The sequence below is a fragment of the Pseudomonas cavernicola genome, from assembly GCF_003596405.1.
GTDB lineage: Bacteria > Pseudomonadota > Gammaproteobacteria > Pseudomonadales > Pseudomonadaceae > Aquipseudomonas > Aquipseudomonas cavernicola.
In genome coordinates this window covers 271,360-292,379 of sequence record NZ_QYUR01000002.1, presented here as the reverse complement: position 1 = coordinate 292,379, position 21,020 = coordinate 271,360, and the positions used below count along the sequence as shown (strand labels likewise).

The window sequence follows — 21,020 nt, the reverse complement described above, 5'->3', positions numbered from 1 at the left end:
GTGGCTCCAGTGGCATGGAGCGTCCTTGTCTGCGGATTGCATTCTGTGAATAAGCCTCTAGGGTTTCGGTAGCCAGGGCGCGGCCAGCTCTACTGCACCGCGCCCGCCACGTCGCAGGCAGCCCAAGACTTGCGGCCACGCCAGTTCAGTCATGCGCACCCGTGCGCTGGGAAATAGGTGGACTTCCCCTGCGGTGCCACCCCCCGGCCCGGCATCCGCCAGGTAGACCGCGACCCAGCCCGCCTTGGGCGGCTCGAGCACCAGACAAAAAAGCCAGCCATCGTCGTCTTCAATCAGGCCAACACTGGCGCCATCCACGTTATCGACGCCGGCCATGCGCGCCGTCGCATCTTTCAGCAACTGGTAGCCCGGTAGATGCGCCAGCACATGATCTTCCAGCGCTGCCAGGATTTTTTTCGCGAGCCCAGTCCGGGCCAGCAAGCCGGCCAGGAAGCAGATCACCACCAGTAGCACAATCGTCAGCAGGGTGAACACCGTGATGCCGGCGACGGTGTGCTGCTCATACATCGGCAGCAGCTTGAGCAGCGGCCCGCGCAATAGGTGCGCGGCCTTTTCCAGCAGGATGAAAATCAGCACGAGAGGCAGGATGAACAGCAGCCCGCCAGCGGCGGTGGTCTTGATAAAACGGGTCATGGCGGACTCCCTGTTGAACATGCTTGCTGTTGTAACCGCTTGGCCGTGGTCTGCAAACCCGCGGGTACAAAACGTTTCGGCAACACCGAGCCCTAAAGGAGGGCTTGCCAGACCCGCTGGGCGCTGTGATGCAACATCCCGTGGCGTCTGGCTAGCGCTTCGCGATCCGGGTCATAGCCACCACCGATCAGCCCAACCACCGGAATGTCCCGCCCCAGGCATTGGCGTATCACCAACTCATCGCGCGCGGCCAAGCCTTGGTCGGTCAGTTTGAGATAGCCCAGGGCGTCGTCCTTGTGCACGTCCACACCGGCGTCATAGAGGACGATATCCGGCTGGTAGAGCGGTAGCAGGTAGTTCAGCGCGTCGTCGACCACCTTCAGGTAATCGGCGTCGCCCATACCCATCGGCAGCGGGATATCCCAGTCGCTGTCGGCCTTGCGCGCGGGGAAGTTCTTTTCACAGTGCAAGGAAACGGTGATCGCCTCCGGCGTATCGGCGAGGATGCGTGCGGTACCGTCGCCCTGGTGCACGTCGCAATCGAAGATCATCACGCGGCTGACTTTGCCGGCGGCCAGCAGGTAACGACTGATCACCGCCATGTCGTTGAAGATGCAGAAGCCGGCCGCGTGATCGTAATGGGCATGATGAGTACCACCTGCCAAGTGGCAGGCCAGGCCGTGCTTGAGCGCCAGTTCTGCGGCTAGCAGCGAGCCACCCACGGCGCGCACGGTGCGCCGCGCCAGGGCTTCGCTCCAGGGCAGGCCGAGACGGCGTTGTTCCTCGCGGCTGAGCTCGCCGCTGAGGAAACGTTCGATATAGACCGGGTCATGGGCCAGGGCGAGCACATCGGCGGGGCAGAGTTCGGGACGCAGCAGGTGGGCGTCGCTGGTCAGGCCGCTGTCGACCAGGTGATCGCGCAGCAGGCGAAACTTCTCCATCGGAAAACGATGGCTGGCCGGGAAGGGCGGGCTGTAGTCGTCGTGGTAGACGAGGGGCAGACGCATACAATAGGGCCCTGAGAGCCTGTTCACGATTTCAACGCCGCATGGCCGACGCGCAGCAGATCATGAACAGGTTCGGAATGATGGTGGCGCAGTATGGCTGCTCGACCGTAAACCTCTCAAGCAGAGTGCTGATGGCTGAATTGATCGAGTTGCAAAGCCCACGTCTAGTGCTGCGCCAATGGCGCGCCAGTGATCTGGAGCCGTTCGCCGCGCTGAACGCCGATCCCGTGGTGATGGAGTATTTCCCCGCTTGCCTGACTCGTGCGCAAAGCGATGCTTTGGCGGCGCGCATCCAGGCGCATTTTGACCAGCACGGCTTCGGTCTGTGGGCGCTGGAAAGGCAGGACAGTGGCGCCTTTATCGGCTTTACCGGGTTGTTGCAGGTTGGCTTCACGGCGGCTTTCACACCGGCGGTGGAAATCGGCTGGCGTCTGGCGCGCGAACACTGGGGCCAGGGTTTTGCCCGTGAGGCGGCGCAGGCGGCGTTGGCCTGCGGGTTTGCCCGCTTGCAGTTGGCTGAGCTGGTGTCCTTCACAGTACCGGCTAATCGACGGTCGCGCGCGGTGATGGCCGCTCTCGGGATGCAGCATGATCCGCAGGATGATTTCGACCACCCGACACTGCCGCTTGGCCACCCGTTGCGCCGCCATGTGCTGTATCGGCTGAACCGTGAGCAATGGCTGGAGCAGCGCCAATGACCCCGCAAGACGGCGTTCGCGCCTATCACCAACTCAGCATGCACCGGCCCGATCGCTACGCGCCGGGGCCGGGACAATTGGACTGGGCCACCCAACCCGCGGCGTTTCGGCGCTATGCCGGGGCGCGGCTGATCGAGCTGCTGCATCGCCCACTGGAAGAGTCGCCGGCCTATGACACGGTGTTCGCCGGCCCGTTGGGTGAAGTGGCGCCGCTCAATCGCGCCAGCCTGTCGCAGCTGCTGTATGACAGCCTCGGGCTGTCGGCCTGGAAGGAGGCCGGAGGCAGCCGCTGGGCGCTGCGGGTCAATCCATCGAGTGGCAACCTGCATCCGACCGAGGCCTATCTGTTGCTGCCGCCGGGTGCGCTGGAGCAGGTTGGCGTGCTCGCCCATTACAGTGCCGATGCCCATGCCCTGGAAGTGCGCGCGCAGTTACCGACGCCGCTTGGGGGGGAGCTGGCGCAGGCATTACCCGCCGGTGGTTTTCTCTTGGCGCTGGCCAGCATCCCTTGGCGCGAGGCCTGGAAATACGGCGAGCGGGCCTACCGCTACTGTCAGCATGACCTTGGCCATGCCCTGGCTTGCCTGGCCATCGCCGCGAGCCCCTTGGGCTGGCAGGTGAAGTTGCTGCGCGGCACGGGCGAGGCGCAGTTGGATGCGCTGTTCGGGCTGGATCGGGAGGGCTTTTCCGAGCCTGAAGCGGTGGATGCGCTGCTGTGGATCGGCCCCGCGCAGACGGCTGAGCCACGCATCCCCGGCGCGCTGCTAAACAGCCTCGCCGCCTTGCCGGTGGCGGGTACACCCAATCGCCTATCGCGCCACACCCTTGAGTGGCCGGAGTTGGCGCGGGTGCAGCAGCTCTGCCGTGCGCCGGCCTTGCCGCCCCAACCTTGGCTGGCGGAAGCGGGCAGAGCTGTGGCGGATAATCCCGGCCTGCCGCTGCGCCCGTTGCTGCATCGACGCCGCAGTGCGCAGGCCATGGACGGCAAAAGTGGCATTCATGCCGGACTGTTGTTGGCGTGGTTGCAGCGTTTGATGCCGGGCAATTCGCCGGTGCCTTTTGCCGTGACGGGCGAGCCGCCGCAGGTCGATCTGCTGCTGTTTGTTCATCGCGTGCAGGGGCTGGCGCCGGGCCTGTACTGGTTGGCGCGTTGTAACGGGCAGGCGCAAACGCTGCGCGAGGATTTCCTTTGGGAGCGCGTGGACGCCGAGTTGCCGCTGTATCGCTTGCTCGCAGGCGATGCCCGTGGGTTGGCCGAATTTCTCTCCTGCGGGCAGGCGATTGCCAGTGATGGCTGTGTCGCCCTGGCGATGCTGGCGCGCTTCGATCAGGCCCTGGCCGCAGGCGCCTGGCACTATCCACGGCTTTACTGGGAGTGTGGCCAGATTGGTCAGCTGCTTTACCTCGAGGCCGAAGCCGCAGGCATATCTGGTACTGGTATTGGCTGTTATTTCGACCCGGCGGTGCATGAATTGCTCGGTCTTGCCGACAGCCGCTGGCAAAGCCTTTACCATTTCACCCTGGGGCGCGCGGTGTGGGACGAGCGCCTGAGTTCGCTGCCGGCTTATCCAGCTTTGCGCCGCTTAGTGCCTGAATGAGCCTATTTGAATGAAACTGTCGCTGAATGAAGCCGTACCTGAATGAACGAGCGCTTGATGAGGACAAACCGATGAGCCAAATACTCGATGATCTAGTGGCCTTGCTAAGCCTGGAACAGATTGAGGAAAACCTGTTTCGCGGCGTCAGCCAGGATCTCGGTTTTCGTCAGCTTTACGGTGGCCAGGTGCTTGGACAGTGCGTATCCGCTGCGAGCCAGACGGTAGAAGCGGCGCGTCATGTGCACTCGCTGCACGGTTACTTTTTACGTCCGGGCGATGCTAGCCTGCCGGTGGTCTACCAAGTCGATCGGGTGCGCGATGGCGGCAGCTTCAGCACCCGTCGGGTGACGGCGATCCAGAAGGGCGCGCCGATTTTCACCTGCAGCGCCTCCTTTCAGTACGACGAAGAAGGCTTGCACCATCAGCTACAGATGCCGGATGTGCCCGGGCCGGAAAACTTCAAGTCGGAAACCGAGCTGGCACGTTTGTCTGCGGCGACGATCCCGGAGCGCATGCGTGAGCGGGCGACCAGCGCCCAGCCGATCGAAATTCGCCCGGTGACCGAGGTCAACCCGTTCGATCCCCAGGTCTGTGAGCCGGTGAAATATGCCTGGTTCCGCGCGGACGGCAACCTGCCGGATGAACGCCAGTTGCATAAATACCTGTTGGGCTACGCCTCGGATTTCAACCTGCTGACCACCTCGATGCAGCCGCACGGCGTTTCGGTGTTCCAGAAGTTCATGCAGGTCGCCAGTCTCGATCACTCGATCTGGTTCCACAACGACCTGCGGATGGACGACTGGCTGCTGTACGCCATGGACAGCCCCTGGTCGGGCAATGCCCGTGGCTTCTCGCGCGGCAGCATCTTCAATCGCGCTGGCTTGTTGGTGGCCTCGGTGGCGCAAGAGGGGCTGACGCGGGTGCGTGAGGACTGGAAGTGAGGTTGAACGAAGCGCGGCACTGGGTATTCGACATGGACGGCACCCTGACGATGGCGGTGCATGACTTCGACGCCATCCGTCGTGAGTTAGCCATCCCGGCGGAGGATGACATCCTCCATCACCTGGCAGCGTTGCCCGAGGATGAGGCGGCGGCCAAGCATGCCTGGCTGTTGGCGCATGAACGGGAGCTGGCGCTCGTCGCCCAGCCAGCGCCTGGCGCCATCTCACTGGTGCGTGAGCTGCATACGCGCGGCTACCGGCTCGGCATCCTTACGCGCAATGCCCACGAACTGGCGTTGTTGACGCTTGCGGCCATCGGCCTCGGAGACTGCTTCGCCAGCGTCGACGTTGTCGGCCGTGGCGAAGCACCACCGAAACCGCATCCCGGTGGCCTGCTGCAGTTGGCTGAACAGTGGGGCGTCGCGGCGAACGAGCTGGTGATGGTCGGCGACTACCGTTTCGACCTCGATTGCGCCCGCGCGGCGGGCGCCTACGGGGTATTGGTCAACCTACCGGAAAACCCCTGGCCAGAGCTTACAGATGGCTTTGCACGCGATTGTGCAGAGTTGCAGAGCATGCTTTTGTAATTCCCCTCTCCCTGCGGGGCGAAGAGGTACGTTTTTAGAGCCGCAGGCTCGTGTGCCGATGAGCGCCTGAGCGCTCTGCGTTCAGGCCGGGGCGCAGAGCGGGGGCTAGGGGCGAGGGAAACACCCCCCACTTTCCAAGGAAGGAAAACTCGATGACAGATCGCAAAGCTCCTCTGCTTCTCGAGCAACTGGATTTCGCCCTACAGCAGGTAGGGTGGATTAGCCGTGCAGCGGCGTAATCCACCAAGCTGGGCTAGCGGTCAGTGGGTTCGCGGTAGGCGGTGGAAGCCCCTCCGGGGATTCCACCCTACGTAAACAGGTCGCTAGGACATTCCGCTCGCTTTAAAGTCTCACCGCCTTAAACGTATCGCAGCTGTTGACCTGGCCCTTTTCGAACCCGGTACTGAACCAGCGCACGCGCTGCGCTGAGGTGCCGTGGGTGAAGGAGTCGGGGACTACCTGGCCGCGCGCTTGTTTTTGCAGGCGATCATCGCCAATCGCATTGGCGGCGCTCAGGGCTTCTTCCAGGTCGCCGGGTTCCAGCCAATCCAACCGCTGTTGCGCATGGTAGGCCCAGACGCCAGCCAGGCAGTCGGCCTGCAATTCCTGGCGGACTAACAAGCCATTGTCACCTTCGAGTTTTTCACCGCGCTGGCGCGCTGCACTGACCCGAGCGGAGACGCCAAGCAAGGTTTGCACATGGTGGCCCACCTCGTGGGCGATCACGTAAGCCTGGGCGAAATCGCCGGCGGCGGCAAAGCGCTGGGCCATTTCGCGGAAGAAGTCGAGGTCGAGGTACACCTGCCGGTCGCCGGGGCAGTAGAACGGCCCGGTTGCCGATGAGGCGAAACCGCAGGCCGAGTTCACGCCGCCGCGAAACAGTACCAGGGTCGGGTCTTGGTATTGCTTGCCGGCCTGCTGAAAGATCGCCCGCCAGGTGTCTTCGGTATCACCGAGTACGGCACGAACGAACTCCGACTGCGCATCGTTAGTCGCGGGCGTGCGGCCTGCTTGCGGGCTGACAGAACTGGCCGGTGCACCGGCCTGGCCGGCGAGTTGGCCGAGGATCTGCAACGGGTCTTGGCCAGTCATCAAGCCAATCACCACGATGATGGCGACCGCTCCGAGGCTCAGGCCCTTGCCGCCACCGATGCGCAGGCGGCCGCCTCCACCTCCGCCACCGTCACTGTCGCGGGCGTCCACCACATTGTCGCTACGTCGTGCTTTTTTCCAGAGCATACCGGCGTCCTCCTGATCCTTGGGGCTAGAGTGTTGCTACTGATGGGCGCGGGCGCCAGTCCGACTGTCAGCCCAGTTCGGCAGCGTTGGCTTGCAGTTCGGCGCGCGCCAGTAGCTGTACGCTGCCACCTACGCTAACGCGGCCGTCACTGCCAACACAGACATCCAGCCGGCTGGGGCGGTTAAGGAAACGCCCTTGGTTGAGGCTGAAGGCTTCGCCGCGCCGATGCAGGTCGTGCTGCACCAGAAAGGCGGCGACCGGCCCGGCGGCACTGCCGGTGGCGATATCCTCGATCACGCCGAGTGGGTCCCAGGTGCGTCCTTCGTGGCCATCCACCTCCAACAAGAAGACGAATGCAGCACCGTAGGCGGCCAATTCGGCGTCGAACGTGCGGCGTTGTTTTGCCCGCGTCAGCCCCAGCGGTGTGACCGGCAAGAGCAGGTAGGGCAGGCCGGTGCTGACCACCGTGGCTGGGTAACGGTCATCCAGGTCGGTGGCACTTAACGAAAAGGCCTCGGCAAACACCTGGGCTTGTTCGGTGCTAAGCCGCGCGCCGAACGTGGCCAGACCTTGATCCATCTCCGCGTAAAAGCCCGAGCCCTGCCGGCGTGTGCGCAGATGCACGCTTTTTGCCGCCAGCTGCAGCGTCCACTCGGCGGTTGCGGCAGGGTTATGCAGATGATGCAGCAGTGCGGCCGCGCCAATAATCGGGTGGCCAGCGAAGGGCAGCTCTTCTTCCATTGTGAAGATGCGCGCGCCATATTCGTCGGGGCTTTCGCCGGGCAGCAGGAAGACCGATTCGAACTGGCGCAGTTCCTGAGTTAGCGCCTGCATGGCGGCGGGCGATAGCGTGCAGGCGTCGGGGAATACCGCCACGCCGTTACCGGCCAGCGGGCGCTCGGCGAATACATCGAGTTGCCAATAAACCAAGGGTGACATAGCGGCTCCGAGGGTTAGCGGATGAGTCAGTTGCCTGGGTATGCAGTCAGCACCCGCTCACCGCCATTCCGGCTGAGGCCGATGACTTGATAAGCGTCCCGCACATCGCCGCGCTCCATCCCTGGCGAGCCAGTGGGCATGCCAGGCACGGCGGCGCCGAGCAGGTCGGGCTGTTGGCGCAGCTTGAGAATAGCCGCGGCGGGCACATGGCCTTCGACGAACTTGCCGTCAATCACCCCGGTGTGACAGGACGCCAGCCGCGGCGGCACCCCGAGGCGGCTTTTCACCGCGCTCATGTTGCTTTCGACATGGTCCGCTACCTTGAACCCGTTGCTTTCCAGATGACTGATCCAGGCCTTGCAGCAGCCACAGTTGGGGTCGCGGTAAACGTCGATGGCGATGGGGTCGGCGGCTTGCAGGGTGCCGGCAAAGAGTGCGGTGAGCAGAGCAAAATAGCGCATGGCGGGGTTTCTCGGGAAACAATAAGCCAGCATAGCGGTGGAATTGCCCATGCCCAAGTCTCTGCCTGTTTCCGGATATGGCTGTGCGGCCTATCCTCGAGGCTCCGTAACCTTGCCAGGAGATGTGCCAGATGCTGTTCGCCCGAATCCTGCTGGCCGTGCAGGCCGTGGTGTTGGCCGGCTGTGGTTTGGCCTATTTCATCCGTCCACAAGAGATGGTCAATCTCAGCGGCATGCTGCTGATGGAAGCTGCGGCGATCACCGATGTGCGGGCCTACTACGGTGCCCTGCAACTGGGCTTGGCAGTGTTTCTGTTGCTGGCCACGGTGCGCCTTGAGCTGACTCGCGCCGCACTGACATTGCTGGTGCTGCTCTATGCGGCGTTGGCTTTCGGGCGCATCGCCGGGCTGTGGCTGGATGGCGGCCTGCAGCAGACCTTCAACCTCTATCTGCTGCTGTTCGAGGTGGTGTCGGTGGGCTTGGCCTTTATGGCGCTGCGCGGCTTGAGCCGTGCCTAGTGGCCTGGGTGGCGAGCTCCCTTCGCGACACCCCCGTAGGCCATCTCTGCTCAGCGGGATTCCGAGTATCAGGGAGTCGCGGGGCGACTCCTTGTTGGGCATCGCGATCCTCAGCGCCAACCTACGAGACCGTCGCTTGGCCGCGATGCTTTTGCTTGAGGGCTTTCGCGAGGAGGCAGCGGTTCCTTACGGCTTACCGCATTCCCCACATCCATATAGGTCACAGGCTCGCACCTACGAAGCGCTGCCGCCCACCTACCTAATCTGCGCAAAGCCATCGGGCGAACGCAACGTAGGTTGGTGCTGAGCCGAAGGCGATGCCCAACAACCGGCCTGCAAGGCCGGGCTGTTCTGCGGGACTCCGAATATCAGGGAGTCGCGGGGCGACTCCTTGTTGGGCATCGCGATGCTCAGCGCCAACCTACGAGACCGTCGCTTGGCCGCGATGCTTTTGCTTGAGGGCTTTCGCGAGGAGGCAGCGGTTCCTTACGGCTTACCGCATTCCCCACATCCATATGGGGCACAGGCTCGCACCTACGAAGCGCTGCCGCCCACCCACCTGATCTGCGCAAAGCCATCGGGCGAGCGCAACGTAGGTTGGTGCTGAGCCGAAGGCGATGCCCAACAACCGGCCTGCAAGGCCGGGCTGTTCTGCGGGACTCCGAATATCAGGGAGTCGCGGGGCGACTCCTTGTTGGGCATCGCTATGCTCAGCGCCAACCTACGAGACCGTCGCTTGGCCGCGTGTTTTTGCCTGAAGACCTGTCGTTCGCAATGCCAGGAACTGTTCATCCGAGACGGTGGAATCGCGACCATTCCACGGCTGATGTAGGACTTTTCCCAAAGCGATGAGCAGCTACGGGCAAGCCGGAAAACCGCTTGAGGAATGCTTTTGGCGCCATTAAAGATGACGGCCTGATATTGAGGTGCTACTTCGCCAAGGATGGTTGCGATGCGTCAGCCGTTGTTCGCTGCTGGTTTTTCTCTGCTGTTTTCCCAGCTTTCGGCCCAGGCGGCTGTTGCGCCGGGGAGCGCCCCATTGCCCGGTGATCGCGACCTGATCCGCGACCGTCAGGAGCGCGTGCTGGAAGAGCAGCGCAAGCGCCTAGAAGAGTTGCAGCAATTGCCGGGGCGCGACGCACCGGCCGAGCCAGCCGCTCCCAGTGCAGACGAGCGCTGCTTCGAGATCCGCACCATTCGTCTGCAAGGCGCATCGCTCATCTCCGCAAGCCGTCAGCGCGAATTGCTCGAGCCTTTCGAAGGTAAATGCCTCGGCAGCGGGCAACTCAACGAGCTGCTGAAAGCCATCACCCAGTACTACCTCGACCGAGGTTATGTCACCTCGCGTGCCTACTTGCCGCAGCAGGACTTGTCCGACGGCGAGCTTGAGGTGCTTGTCGTTGAAGGGCGACTTGAAGGTTTGGCCGAGTCGGTCATCGCGAGTCCACGTGAAATGGCCATGACGTTCCCCGGCAGGGCCGGCGAAGTCCTCAACCTGCGCGAGCTGGAGCAGTTGGTGGATCAGTTGGGCCGCCTGCCCTCGCGGCCTGCGCAACTGGAGCTGGTGCCGGGCGAGCAGGTCGGCGGCAGCCGCGTGCTGCTCAAGGGCGAGCCGGCCAAGCCCTGGCGGGTCGGCCTCAACCGCCATAACGATGGCGAGCAAAGTACCGGCGAGCAGCAGTGGGGTACCAGCCTCGACTGGGACAGCCCGCTCGGTCTGGCTGACCAGCTCAGCCTGCGCGGTGGTGGCGATACCGTCAGCGACCGCTTCCGTCACTCGACCAATCGAAGCCTGTTCTACAGCCTGCCTTACGGCTGGTGGAATTTCAGCTACAGCTACAGCCAAAGCTATTATCGGACCCGCAACGAGGCCAACGGCTTCGCCTTTGATCTGGACGGCGAGAGCAAGACCCATCAACTGCGTGGCGAGCGTGTGCTGCACCGCGACAGCGTCAGCAAAACGGCTGCCAGCGTCGGCGTCAGCCAGCTTAGGACCCGCAATTTCATCGAAGACAGCCTTATCGACGCCTCTAGCCAGCGCCTGTCGGAAGGTCAGCTCGGCTTCAACCACGGCCGGCGGATTGGCTCGGCCTTCGCCAACCTCGATCTCGGTTGGCAGCACGGCATTGGTGCCTTTGACGCGCAGCACGAGGGCCATCCGCACGGCGGCGAACCGGTCGCGCGCTACAACAAGTACAGCCTCACCGCGAGCGTTCTGCAGCCGTTCCAGGCGTGGGGCGAATCCTTCAGTTTCGACAGCCTGGCCAGCGGCCAGAAGAGCGAAGACGTGCTGTTCAGCCCGCAACGCATCAGTGTCGGCGGGCTCAGCTCGGTGCGCGGCTTCAAGGAGCAGTCGCTCTCTGGAGACACCGGCGGCTACTGGCGCAATCAGTTGCGCTGGCGGCGGCCGGTGGGCTGGGAGTCGCTGCGGCCGTTCATGCACGAATACAGCGTCGCCTTCGCCTACGACGTCGGCGTGATCCACGGCGGCCGTTACAACCCCGAACTGCGTGGCCGCCTCTCAGGCAACGCCGTCGAGCTTTCCACCCGCGGCCAGCACCTGGCCGCCAACCTGACCTTCGCCCGCTCGCTGGAGCGACCAGACAGCATCGAACGGCGCGAGCACCCGGTGTACTTCCGGTTCGAGCTGTTCTTCTGATTTAGCTTCAAGGTAGGAGTAATGCACATGGACGTCCGCAGCCCCTGGTTCCAGAACATCGCCACGGTCTTGATCGGCGTGATGTTCCTCAATCCGATCATGTCCACCGCCGCCGAGTTGGCCGTGGATGCGGCCGCTGGGGGCAATACCAGCCTGGGCCAGGCCGGCAATGGCGTGCCCATCGTCAATATCGCCACGCCCAATGGCAGCGGCCTGTCGCATAACCGGTTCAGCGCCTACAACGTAGACCCGCAGGGGCTGATCCTCAACAACGCCACCGACCGGACCCAGGGCACCCAGCTCGGTGGCCTCGTCCTCGGCAACCCCAACCTCCAGGGTCAGGCGGCCGGCCTCATCCTCAACGAAGTCAGCGGCGGCACTGCCAGCCAGCTCAAGGGCTACACCGAGGTGGCCGGGCAGGCGGCGCGGGTGATCGTGGCCAACCCGCACGGCATCACCTGCAACGGCTGTGGCTTCATCAACACCCCGCGCGCCACCCTGACCACCGGCAAGCCGATGATCGAGAACGGCCGGCTGGATCGCTTCGACGTGGACGGCGGCGAGATCGCCATTGAAGGCGCCGGCCTGAATGCTGCCAACATCAGCCAGTTCGATCTGATCACCCACAGCGCCAAGCTCAACGCCGCGCTGTACGCCAACCAGCTCAACGTCATCACTGGGCGCAACGCGGTCAAGGCCGACGACCTGAGTAGCACCGCCAAGGCCGACGATGGCAGCGCCAAACCGCAACTGGCCATCGACAGCTCGGCGCTCGGCGGCATGTACGCCGGCGCCATTCGCCTGGTCGGCACCGAACAGGGGGTTGGGGTGAAGCTGGCCGGGGACATGGCCGCCAGTGCCGGCGATATCCGGATCGATGCCAACGGCCACCTGAGCCTGGCGCAGACCGCCGCCAGCGGCAATATCCAGCTCAAGGCCGGCAGTGCCGAGCTCAACGGCAAGCTCTATGCCGGCGGCAGTGTCGATGCGCAGGCCACAGGCGCGCTGACCAACCGGCAGAGCCTGGCTGCGCGTGACGCTATTGTTCTGAAGGCAGGGCAGCTCACCAACCAGGGCGTCATCGAAGCGGGCGTGAATACCGATGGCAGCCGCAATACAACTGGCGACATGACGCTGACCGGCCAGAGCCTGCGCAATAGCGGCAGCCTGGTCGCCAACCGCCAGCTCAGCGTGCAGACCGCTGAGCTTTTGGACAACCAGGGCGGCACCCTGAACGGCAAGGGCCAGACGCAGATCGGCGCCGGGCAGTTGGACAACCGGCAGGGGCGGATCCTTGCCGATAACCCCTTGGCCCTCGAAGCGGGGACGCTGGACAACCGTCAGGGCGGCCTGATCCAGAGTCAGGGCGATGCCGATCTGAAGGTGGCCGCTGCGCTGCAGAACCAGCAGGGCCTGCTCACGAGCAATGCCAAGCTGAACGTGCAGGCGGCACAGTTGAACAATCAGGGCGGCACTCTCAGCAGCCAGAGCGACATGCACCTGTCCGGCGGCAGCATCGATAGCCGCGAACAAGGGCGGATCAGTTCCGCTGGCCGTATGCACCTGCGGGCCACTGACCTGGACGCAGGTAACGGCGGCGAGGTGAGCGCCAAGGGCGCGTTGCAGGTCGAGCTGCAAGATCGACTGAATCTGCGCGAGGGCGGTCGCTTGATCGCCGGCGACAATTTGAGCCTTAGCGCGCAGAGCATCGACAGCGGCGCCGGCGGCGTTGTCTCGGCGAAGACTGGGGCCCAGATCAAAGCGCAACGCCTGAGCAATGACCACGGCGGGGAAGTATCCGCTGGCGGCGCTCTCGGGCTTGAAGTGCGACAGCTCGACAACTCCCAGAGCGGCGTGATTGGTAGTGCCGGTGTGCTGACTTTGCAGGCCGACGCCATCGATAACCGCGCCCAGGGCAGCATCGCCAGTGAGCAGGCGCTGACCCTGATGGCCACCAGCCTGAACAACAGCACTGGGGGCCAAGTGCTCAGCGGCGGCACCCTCAACCTGGAGCTGACGGGCGATCTGAATAACCGCGGGCAGGGCGTCATCGTCAGTCAAGGCGGTTTGACGCTCAAGGGTGGGCAGGTCGATAACAACGAAAAGGGCCGTATCGCCAGCAAGGCTGCGCTAACTGCCAATCTGGCGGGCTTGGATCAGCAGGGCGGCGGACAGTTGCTCAGTGAAACCGCGCTGACCCTCGACCTCGCCGGCGGGCGTTTGAACAACAGTCGCCAGGGCTTGCTCGCCACCCCCGGCAGCCTGCTGCTGAAAAATGTCGCAACCATCGATAACAGTCAGGGCGGCGAAATCTCTAGCGACCGGACCTTCAGCTTGGAAAGCACCGAGCTGAACAACAGCGCCGGCAAGATCGCCAGTGGCGAGGCGTTGGAACTGCGCATCACCCGCACTCTGCTGAACAACCTCAACGGCGTGCTCTCGGCGGTCAAGCGCCTGAACCTGGTCGCGGGCAGCCTGGACAACAGCACGGCGGGTCGGCTCAGCAGTACCGGCGATATGACGCTGGCAGTCACTGGCGAGCTGGACAACCACGCTCAAGGCAGCATCACCGCCGGCGGCAAGTTGGAGCTGAAGGCCGCGGCACTGAATAACGCCGTGGGCGGTCAAGTCAGCAGCCAGGGCGAACTGAACGCGCAACTGGGGCGGCTGAGCCAGCGCCAGGGCGGCCAACTGCTCGGCAAGACCGCGCTCACGCTGCAAGCAGGTGTGCTGGACAACAGCCAACAGGGTTTGGTCAGCAGCCAGGGCGCGCTGCGAATCGATGCCGGTAGCGTCGATAACCGGAGCGAGGGCGAGATTTCCAGCGCCCAGTCGTTGGCGCTCAAGAGCGCCAGCCTGAGCAACCAGGGTGGGTTGGTGGCGGCCGAGGGGCAACTCGACCTCGAGACCAGCGGCCTGCTCGATAACAGCCAGCAAGGCGTGCTGGCGGCCGAGAAGGATTTCACGCTCAAGGCCGGCAGCCTGGTTAACCGGGACAAAGGGCGGATTCAAACCAACGGCAACCTGAGCGCGACTATCCAAGGGGCTTTCGACAACGCCGCCGGTAGCCTGCGCACCGGTAAGGATTTGCTGCTGGTCAGCAACGCGCTGGATAACCGCGGCGGTGTCTTACTGAGCGCCGGCAAGCTGACGCTCAGCAGCGGGGAGCTGAATAACGCCCAGGGCACCCTGGCCAGTGGCGCCGCCACTCAGCTGCACAGCACGACGTTGAACAACGACGCCGGCAAGCTCAGCAGCCAGGGTGACTTGCAGCTGACTAGCGGCACCGCCAGCAACCGGAACGGCGGCGCCATCCTCAGCGGCGGGCAGTTCAGCCTGCGGGCCGACAGCCTGGACTCGGGCGCCGCTGGCCGCGTGGTGGCCAATGGCGTGGCGGACGTTCGGCTAACGGGCCAACTCAGTTTGCATGGCGCTGGACAACTGCTCAGCGGCGGGGGACTGCTCCTGCGCGCGCAGTCGATCGACAACGCCGACCAGGGGCTGATCTCCGCCAAAGGCGAGGCCTCGGTCGAGGCGACTAGCATCGACAATCGCCAGTCCGGTGAAATCTCCAGCAGCCAGAACCTGGAGCTCAAGGCCGTCCAGCTGAACAACAGCACCCAAGGACGCCTGATCGCCGAGGCCGGTCTGAAGTTGGTAGCCGACCACCTACTCAACCATTCCCTGGGCGTGCTCAGTGCCGGTAAAGCCCTGACGCTTGAAACTCGCCTGTTGGACAACAGCCTGGGTGGTCGCGTACTGAGCGGCGCTCTGCTCACGCTTTCGGCTGACCAGCTGGTCAACGCCAACGAGGGTAGGGTCAGGGCGGGTGGCGACCTGCTGCTGACAGCGAACGTCATCGATAACCGCCAGCAAGGCAAACTGCTCAGTGGCGGGAAACTCCAGCTGCAAGCCGAGCAGTTCGATTCCAGTGCGAAGGGGCAGGTTGCCAGCCAAGGGGCGCTGGACGTTCAGGTGGATCAACGCCTGAACCTGTCCGAAGGCGGCCAACTGCTCAGTGAGGGCTCGCTCGATCTCAAGGCCGGTAGCCTCGACAGCCATCAACAAGGTCTGATCGCCGCCAAGGGCGATTTGCGGCTCGAATCCGCCAGCATCGACAACGCCAAAGGCGGCGAAATTTCCAGCAAGCGTGGCCTGAGCATCACGGCTGGCTCGCTAAACAATAGTGACGGCGGCCGAGTCATCGGCGAGGTGGGACTGAACACCACTCTCGAACGCCTGAACAACAGCCTCAGGGGGCTGCTGGCCAGCAACACCAGCCTGACCTTGAGTGGCAAGCAGATCGACAACAGCGCTGGCGGCTCCTTGAGCGGCGCGCAACTGCTGACCTTGACGACCGGGACGCTGGATAACCACGACGCTGGTCGTTTGCTCAGCGGTGGCGACCTTCAGCTGACACTCGAGCAGTTGAACAACTCCGGCGCCGGGCTGCTCAGCACCCGTGGCAATCTGCTGTTGCAGGGCGGAGCGCTGGATAACCGTGGCGGCACCCTCATCGTTGATGGGCGAGCCACTGTTGCTGCCGACAGCCTGGATTCCAGCGAGGGCGGACAGCTATCCAGCCAAGGCGATCTCAGTGTCGAGGTCGCGACGCTGAACCAGCGCAACGGCGGCGAGCTGCTCAGCAACGGTCGTCTTGACCTGCGCGCCAACACCATCGACAACAGCACCGCCGGCCTGATCGCCGGCCAGCAGGGGCTGGCCATCACGGCCGCTACGCTGACCAACCAGGGCGGCGAAATCTCCAGTGCCGCGAACCTGAGCATTCAGGCCGCAAGCCTGGATAACAGCGGTGCCGGCAAAGTGATCGCCGGCAATGCCCTGGCCCTGACCGTTGAGCTGTTGCTCAACCGGGCCAAGGGTATCCTCTCCGGGCGCCAAGGCATAACCCTGAGCGCAGGATCGCTAGATAACAGCCTGGAGGGCACGCTCGTCAGCCAGGCGGGTATCGACCTCAAGGTGCGTGGCGCACTGAACAACCAGGGCGGCGGCGCGCTGATCGGCCAGGGGCCGCTGAAGGTGCTGGTCGACAGCCTCGATAACAGCCAGGGCGGCATTGTGTCCAGCAAGGGGCGGCTCGACCTCGACGGCAACCAACTGAATAACCGGGGCGGCACCGTTATCGCCGATGGCGCGCTGAGCGTCTCCGGCAACCGGCTGGACAACAGCCAGCAGGGTCTGTTGAGCAGCAAGCATGACCTCGCTCTCAATCTGACCCAGATCGACAACGGTAGCGGCGGCAGCATCGTCGCCGACGGCAAGCTCGAGCTCAAGGCCGGGCGGCTGGGCAATGGCGCCCAGGGCCAGGTGGCCAGCAAGGGCGACCTGAACGCCGAGGTGGGTGAGCTCACTCAGCAGGGTGGCGAGCTGATCAGCCAGGGCAAGCTGAAGCTGCAAGCCACCACCCTGGACAACAGCCATGGCGGGCTGATCGCCGCCACTCAAGGCATCGACCTCAACGCGACGAATCTGAATAACAGCGTCGGCGGGGAAGTCTCCAGCCGCGCCGCCGTGCTGGTGAGTGCCAATGAGCTGAACAACAGCGGCGCCGGCCGCATCATCGGCGATGCCGGCCTGACGTTGACCGTGCAACGCTTGCTCAATCACACCCGGGGCCTGCTGTCCGGGCGCGATGGCCTGCTGCTGAAAGCCACCACCCTGGACAACAGCCAGGGTGGCACCCTGACCAGCCAGCAAGGGCTCGATCTCGAGCTCAGCGGTGCGCTGGACAACCATGGCCAGGGCGCGCTGATCAGCGAAGGCGGGCTGAAGGTCCGCTCCGCTACGCTGGATAATGCCGGCGGCGTTCTTTCCAGCGCCGGCAAGCTAGATATCGTCACCGGCACCCTGAACAACCGCGGCGGCAAGCTGGTCACCGATGACCAACTGATCCTCGCCAGCAGCACGCTGGACAACAGCCAGGGCGGCCGCATCAGCGCCAAGGGCGATCTCAGCATCGGCACCGGAGCGCTCGATAACCAGCAGAGTGGCAGCATCACCAGTAGTGGTCGCCTGCAGCTCAAGGCTGCCCAAGCGAACAACAGTAGCCAGGGGCGGATCGCCAGCCAGGGCGCGCTGAATGCCGATTTGCAGGGTCTCGATCAGCACGACCGCGGCGAACTGGTCAGCGAAACCGCGCTGACCCTCGACCTCAACCATGGCGAACTGAACAACGGCAATCAGGGCCTGATCGCCACCCCCGGCGCGCTGCTGTTGAAGAACGCGGCCTCGATCGACAACAGCCAAGGCGGCGAAATCTCCAGCACCAGCGGCTTCAGCCTGGTCACCGACGAGCTGAACAACCGCGGCGGCCGCATCATCAGCGGCGCTGCGCTGGAGCTGCGCATCACCCGTGCCCTAATCAACAACCTGCAAGGCGCGCTCTCGGCGGCCAAGCGTTTGCAGGTTGCGGCGGGCAGCCTGGACAACAGTGCCGGCGGCACCCTCGCCAGTGGTGAAGACATCGAGGCCACGCTCCAGGGCGAGCTGGATAACCACGACAACGGTGCCCTGGTCGCCAGTGGCAATCTCAAGGTCCAGTCCGCTTCGCTGAACAACAGCGCCAAGGGGCTGCTCTCCAGCGCCGCCGATCTAGAACTCACTACCGGTGCGCTGAACAACAGTGACGCCGGCTTGGTGACCAGCGCCGGCACGCTGCAACTGGCCAGTGGCGATCTGAACAACAGCCAAGGCGGCACCCTGAGCGGTAAGCAGGGCCTGACACTGAACGCCGGCACGCTGGACAACCGCAGCAACGGGCTAATCATCAGCGACGGCGCGCTAAGCGTGCAGGCAGCCAGCCTGGACTCCAGCCAGGGCGGCGAAGTGTCCGCCAAGGGCAATCTGAGCCTGACGCTCGCGCGGCTGATCCAACGGCAAGGCCGCCTGATCGGCGAAGCGGGCCTGACGCTGGACCTCAAGGGCGGCGATCTGGACAACCGTGGCGGCCTGCTTTCCGCCCGTGGCCCGCTGGTCGTGAACAACCTGCGGGCGCTGGATAATCGGCAGAGCGGTGAAATCTCCAGCACGCAATCCTTCTCCCTGCTGGCCAGCAGCCTCGATAACGGCGACCAGGGCAGACTCATCAGCAGCCAGCAACTGAGCGTGCAGGCCGGCGCTTTGCGTAATGCCAACGGCGGCCTGCTCTCCGGCTGGAAGGGTTTGGAGGTGAAGGGCGGCAGCCTGGACAACTCAGCCCAGGGCACCCTGTCGAGCCGCGAAGGCAATCTTGCCATCGACCTGAGCGGCGCGCTGGACAACCACGACCAGGGCGCGCTGGTCAGCAAAGGCACCCAGCAGGTCAAAGCCGCCAGCCTGAACAATGTCACGGGTGTTCTCTCGGCCGAAGGCGATCTCACGGCGACTATCAACGGCACGCTGGACAATCGGAACGCCGGCCTGATCGACAGCGCCGGCAAGCTGGACGTTTTGGCACAGAACCTGGACAACCGCTCCGGCCAGCTCAGTGCCCGGCAGTCGCTTACCCTGTACAGCGCCGGTGCGCTGGATAACACCGGGGGCAAACTGTCCAGCAATGGCGCCATGACCCTGACCCTGCTTGGCGCCCTGACCAACAGCGGCAATGCCCAACTGGCCAGCGGCGGACCGCTGCTGCTCAAGGCCGCCAGCGTGGACAACCGTGGCGGCAAGCTAGCCAGCCAGAATCTGCTGACGTTGATCGCCGGCGAGCTGAACAATTCGGCTTCCGGTACCCTCGCCAGCCGCAACGACTTGACCCTGAGCCTCAGCGGCCAGCTGAACAACAGCCAGGACGGCCTGATCTACAGCGAGCTCGGTAAACTCAACCTGACCGCGCAAAGCCTCGACAACAGCGCCGGCACCCTGCAAAGCCAGGGCGATATGAACCTGAGCCTGAGCGGCGCGCTGAACAACCAGGGCGGTCGCATCCTCAGCCGGGCCGGCAGCCAGACCGTGCAGGCGGGCAGTTTGGACAACCGTGGCGGCGTGCTCAGCAGCGTTTCCAGCTGGCTGAAGCTGGTCACCGGCGGCCTGTTCACTAACGCCGACGGCGGCATCACCCAGGCTCAGTCCCTCGATATCCAGGCCGACCAGGGCATCGACAACAGCGCCGGTCACCTCTCGGCGCTGAATGGCGACAATGTCATCCGCACCAGCGGCTTCACTAACCAACGCGGCGGCCTCTATGCCGCCAACCGACTGAACCTGACCGGCAGCAGTTTCAACAACCGCGGCGAAGCGCTGGGCCAGGGCGGCAAGGTGGCCGCCGGGCAGATCGACTTCAGCCTCAGCGGCGCACTCGACAACCATTTCGGCATCCTCGAAAGCGATGGAACTCTCGGCCTGCAGGCATCCAGTCTCGACAACACCGGCGGCACCCTGCGTGCGCTCGGCAGCAGTGGCAAGACGCAGATCACCAGTGGCGCCTTGGATAACCGCTTCGGCGTATTGGAAACCGCCAACGCCGCCTTCGCCCTCGATGTAGCCAGCCTGCAAAACGCGGGCGGCAAGATCCTGCACACCGGCTCGGGCACTTTCGACATCGCCACCGGCCAAGTCACCCAGGCCGGCGGCAGCTTGGTCACCAACGGCGCCCTGACGCTGACCGCGGACAGCTGGAGCAACAGCAGCGTGCTCCAGGCCGGGCGCCTGACCCTCAATATCGGCACCTTCACCCAGACCGCCAGCGGCCAACTGCTGGCCGCCCAGTCCCTCAACGGCAGCGGCCATACCTGGGTCAACGACGGCCTACTGGCCAGCGATGGCAGCCTCAACATCAACCTGACCGGCGGCTACAGCGGCAACGGCCGCCTCACCAGCCTCGGCGACCTGAGCCTCAGCGCCGCCAGCATCGACCTGCCCACGGCCGCTCGCATCACCGGCGGCGGGCTGACCAGCCTCACCAGTTCGGGCCTTTTGACTAACCGCGGCAAGCTCACCTCCGCCGCCGATCTGACCGTGCGCGCCGGCACCCTGAATAACTACGGCACCTTGGGTAGTGCGGAGAAGTTGCGCCTGTACGCGCCGACGCTGCTTAACGAAAACGGCTTGATTTTCAGCGGCGACGAGATGGCGCTGCGGGTGGATAACTTCACTAATAGGTATGCGGATGTTTATAGCCTGGGGGCGCTGGGCATTGCCAAGGATGATCAACTGGTGCGTTCCAACTCAGTCGAGAATATTTCCGCCACTATCGAAAGTGGCGCGGATATCTTTGTTAAGGCTGACTCTTTCATAAATAGGAAGGATAAGTTCGAGACGACCTCCATATTGAATTCAGGAGCTATAGGAGTGCGTTGCTTTAGTTGTGGTAGTGCTGGTCGCTCCGAGAGTTCCCATTTGGTCTGGGAAGAGGATTTTACAACTCAGGTTGTACAAGAATCTTCTTCTGTTTCTGCCAGTATTGTTGCTGAGCGGGATTTGGTTGTTGAGGGCGGTATGTTTTTGAATACCAACTCTTCAGTTAGCGCCGCTAGGGATATTAATATAGAAGTTGCTTCTCTTTTGAGCATTCAGGTAGTGAGCTTGAGAATTTATACTCGTGGCAGATATAATTAGTCTGATGCTGGGCGTGATCTTCTGGAATGAGATTATGTATTAAATCTTATAGATGCATTCTGGCTATGATTCGGGGGTAGATTGGTTGGGTCGTATGGAGAGTTTTGTTAGGCCATATTCGTTTTTGGAATTCCTGATGAAGGGAAGTTTTTGTTGAAGA

The 21,020-nt window shown here is 63.6% G+C and carries 12 protein-coding genes; 7 read left to right on the top strand and 5 right to left on the bottom strand.

Features of this window, described 5'->3' with window-relative positions:
- Positions 1 to 57: 57 nt before the first annotated feature.
- Both D3879_RS01630 and D3879_RS01625 read right to left on the bottom strand, forming a co-directional pair.
- Entirely contained in the window at positions 58 to 654 is a 597-nt protein-coding gene (locus tag D3879_RS01630; protein WP_119952397.1) for a DUF502 domain-containing protein, read from the bottom strand.
- 92 nt (positions 655 to 746) lie between these two features.
- Positions 747 to 1,661, bottom strand: a complete 915-nt coding sequence (locus tag D3879_RS01625; RefSeq protein WP_119952396.1) for a histone deacetylase family protein — start codon at positions 1,659 to 1,661, stop codon at positions 747 to 749.
- A 131-nt stretch (positions 1,662 to 1,792) separates the two neighbouring features.
- On the opposite strand from D3879_RS01625, the gene D3879_RS01620 reads away from it, so the two are divergent.
- From D3879_RS01620 to D3879_RS01605, 4 genes are all read left to right on the top strand, one after another.
- A complete protein-coding gene (locus tag D3879_RS01620; protein WP_119954854.1) occupies positions 1,793 to 2,359 on the top strand; it encodes a GNAT family N-acetyltransferase in 567 nt (188 codons plus the stop codon).
- Positions 2,356 to 3,957, top strand: a complete 1,602-nt coding sequence (locus tag D3879_RS01615) for a SagB/ThcOx family dehydrogenase (RefSeq protein ID WP_119952395.1) — start codon at positions 2,356 to 2,358, stop codon at positions 3,955 to 3,957. The genes D3879_RS01620 and D3879_RS01615 overlap by 4 nt, the downstream gene beginning before the upstream one ends.
- Before the next feature lie 71 nt (positions 3,958 to 4,028).
- Positions 4,029 to 4,898 carry an acyl-CoA thioesterase II gene (tesB, locus tag D3879_RS01610; protein WP_119954853.1) on the top strand — a complete coding sequence of 290 codons (870 nt, stop codon included), beginning with the start codon at positions 4,029 to 4,031 and terminating at the stop codon, positions 4,896 to 4,898.
- Positions 4,895 to 5,485, top strand: a complete 591-nt coding sequence (locus tag D3879_RS01605; RefSeq protein ID WP_119952394.1) for an HAD family hydrolase — start codon at positions 4,895 to 4,897, stop codon at positions 5,483 to 5,485. The genes tesB and D3879_RS01605 overlap by 4 nt, the downstream gene beginning before the upstream one ends.
- A 342-nt stretch (positions 5,486 to 5,827) precedes the next feature.
- Here the strand turns inward: D3879_RS01605 and ypfJ are convergent, their stop codons facing one another.
- The 3 genes from ypfJ to D3879_RS01590 all read right to left on the bottom strand — a co-directional run bounded on the left by ypfJ (position 5,828) and on the right by D3879_RS01590 (position 8,125).
- Positions 5,828 to 6,724, bottom strand: a complete 897-nt coding sequence (gene ypfJ, locus D3879_RS01600) for a KPN_02809 family neutral zinc metallopeptidase (protein ID WP_119952393.1) — start codon at positions 6,722 to 6,724, stop codon at positions 5,828 to 5,830.
- Between the two features lie 67 nt (positions 6,725 to 6,791).
- Positions 6,792 to 7,664 carry a PhzF family phenazine biosynthesis protein gene (locus D3879_RS01595; protein ID WP_119952392.1) on the bottom strand — a complete coding sequence of 291 codons (873 nt, stop codon included), beginning with the start codon at positions 7,662 to 7,664 and terminating at the stop codon, positions 6,792 to 6,794.
- Between the two features lie 26 nt (positions 7,665 to 7,690).
- Positions 7,691 to 8,125 carry a DUF411 domain-containing protein gene (locus D3879_RS01590; RefSeq protein WP_119954852.1) on the bottom strand — a complete coding sequence of 145 codons (435 nt, stop codon included), beginning with the start codon at positions 8,123 to 8,125 and terminating at the stop codon, positions 7,691 to 7,693.
- Between the two features lie 131 nt (positions 8,126 to 8,256).
- Here D3879_RS01590 and D3879_RS01585 point away from each other — a divergent pair, with 131 nt between their 5' ends.
- The 3 genes from D3879_RS01585 (at position 8,257) to D3879_RS01575 (ending at position 20,860) form a co-directional block, all read left to right on the top strand.
- Positions 8,257 to 8,643: a DUF4345 domain-containing protein gene (locus D3879_RS01585; protein WP_119952391.1), complete on the top strand. Its 387-nt coding sequence runs from the start codon at positions 8,257 to 8,259 to the stop codon at positions 8,641 to 8,643.
- Positions 8,644 to 9,595: 952 nt separating this feature from the next.
- Complete coding sequence (locus D3879_RS01580) at positions 9,596 to 11,302, top strand: ShlB/FhaC/HecB family hemolysin secretion/activation protein (protein ID WP_119952390.1); 1,707 nt, start codon at positions 9,596 to 9,598, stop codon at positions 11,300 to 11,302.
- A gap of 27 nt (positions 11,303 to 11,329) precedes the next feature.
- Complete coding sequence (locus D3879_RS01575; RefSeq protein ID WP_158592054.1) at positions 11,330 to 20,860, top strand: two-partner secretion domain-containing protein; 9,531 nt, start codon at positions 11,330 to 11,332, stop codon at positions 20,858 to 20,860.
- Positions 20,861 to 21,020: the final 160 nt, after the last annotated feature.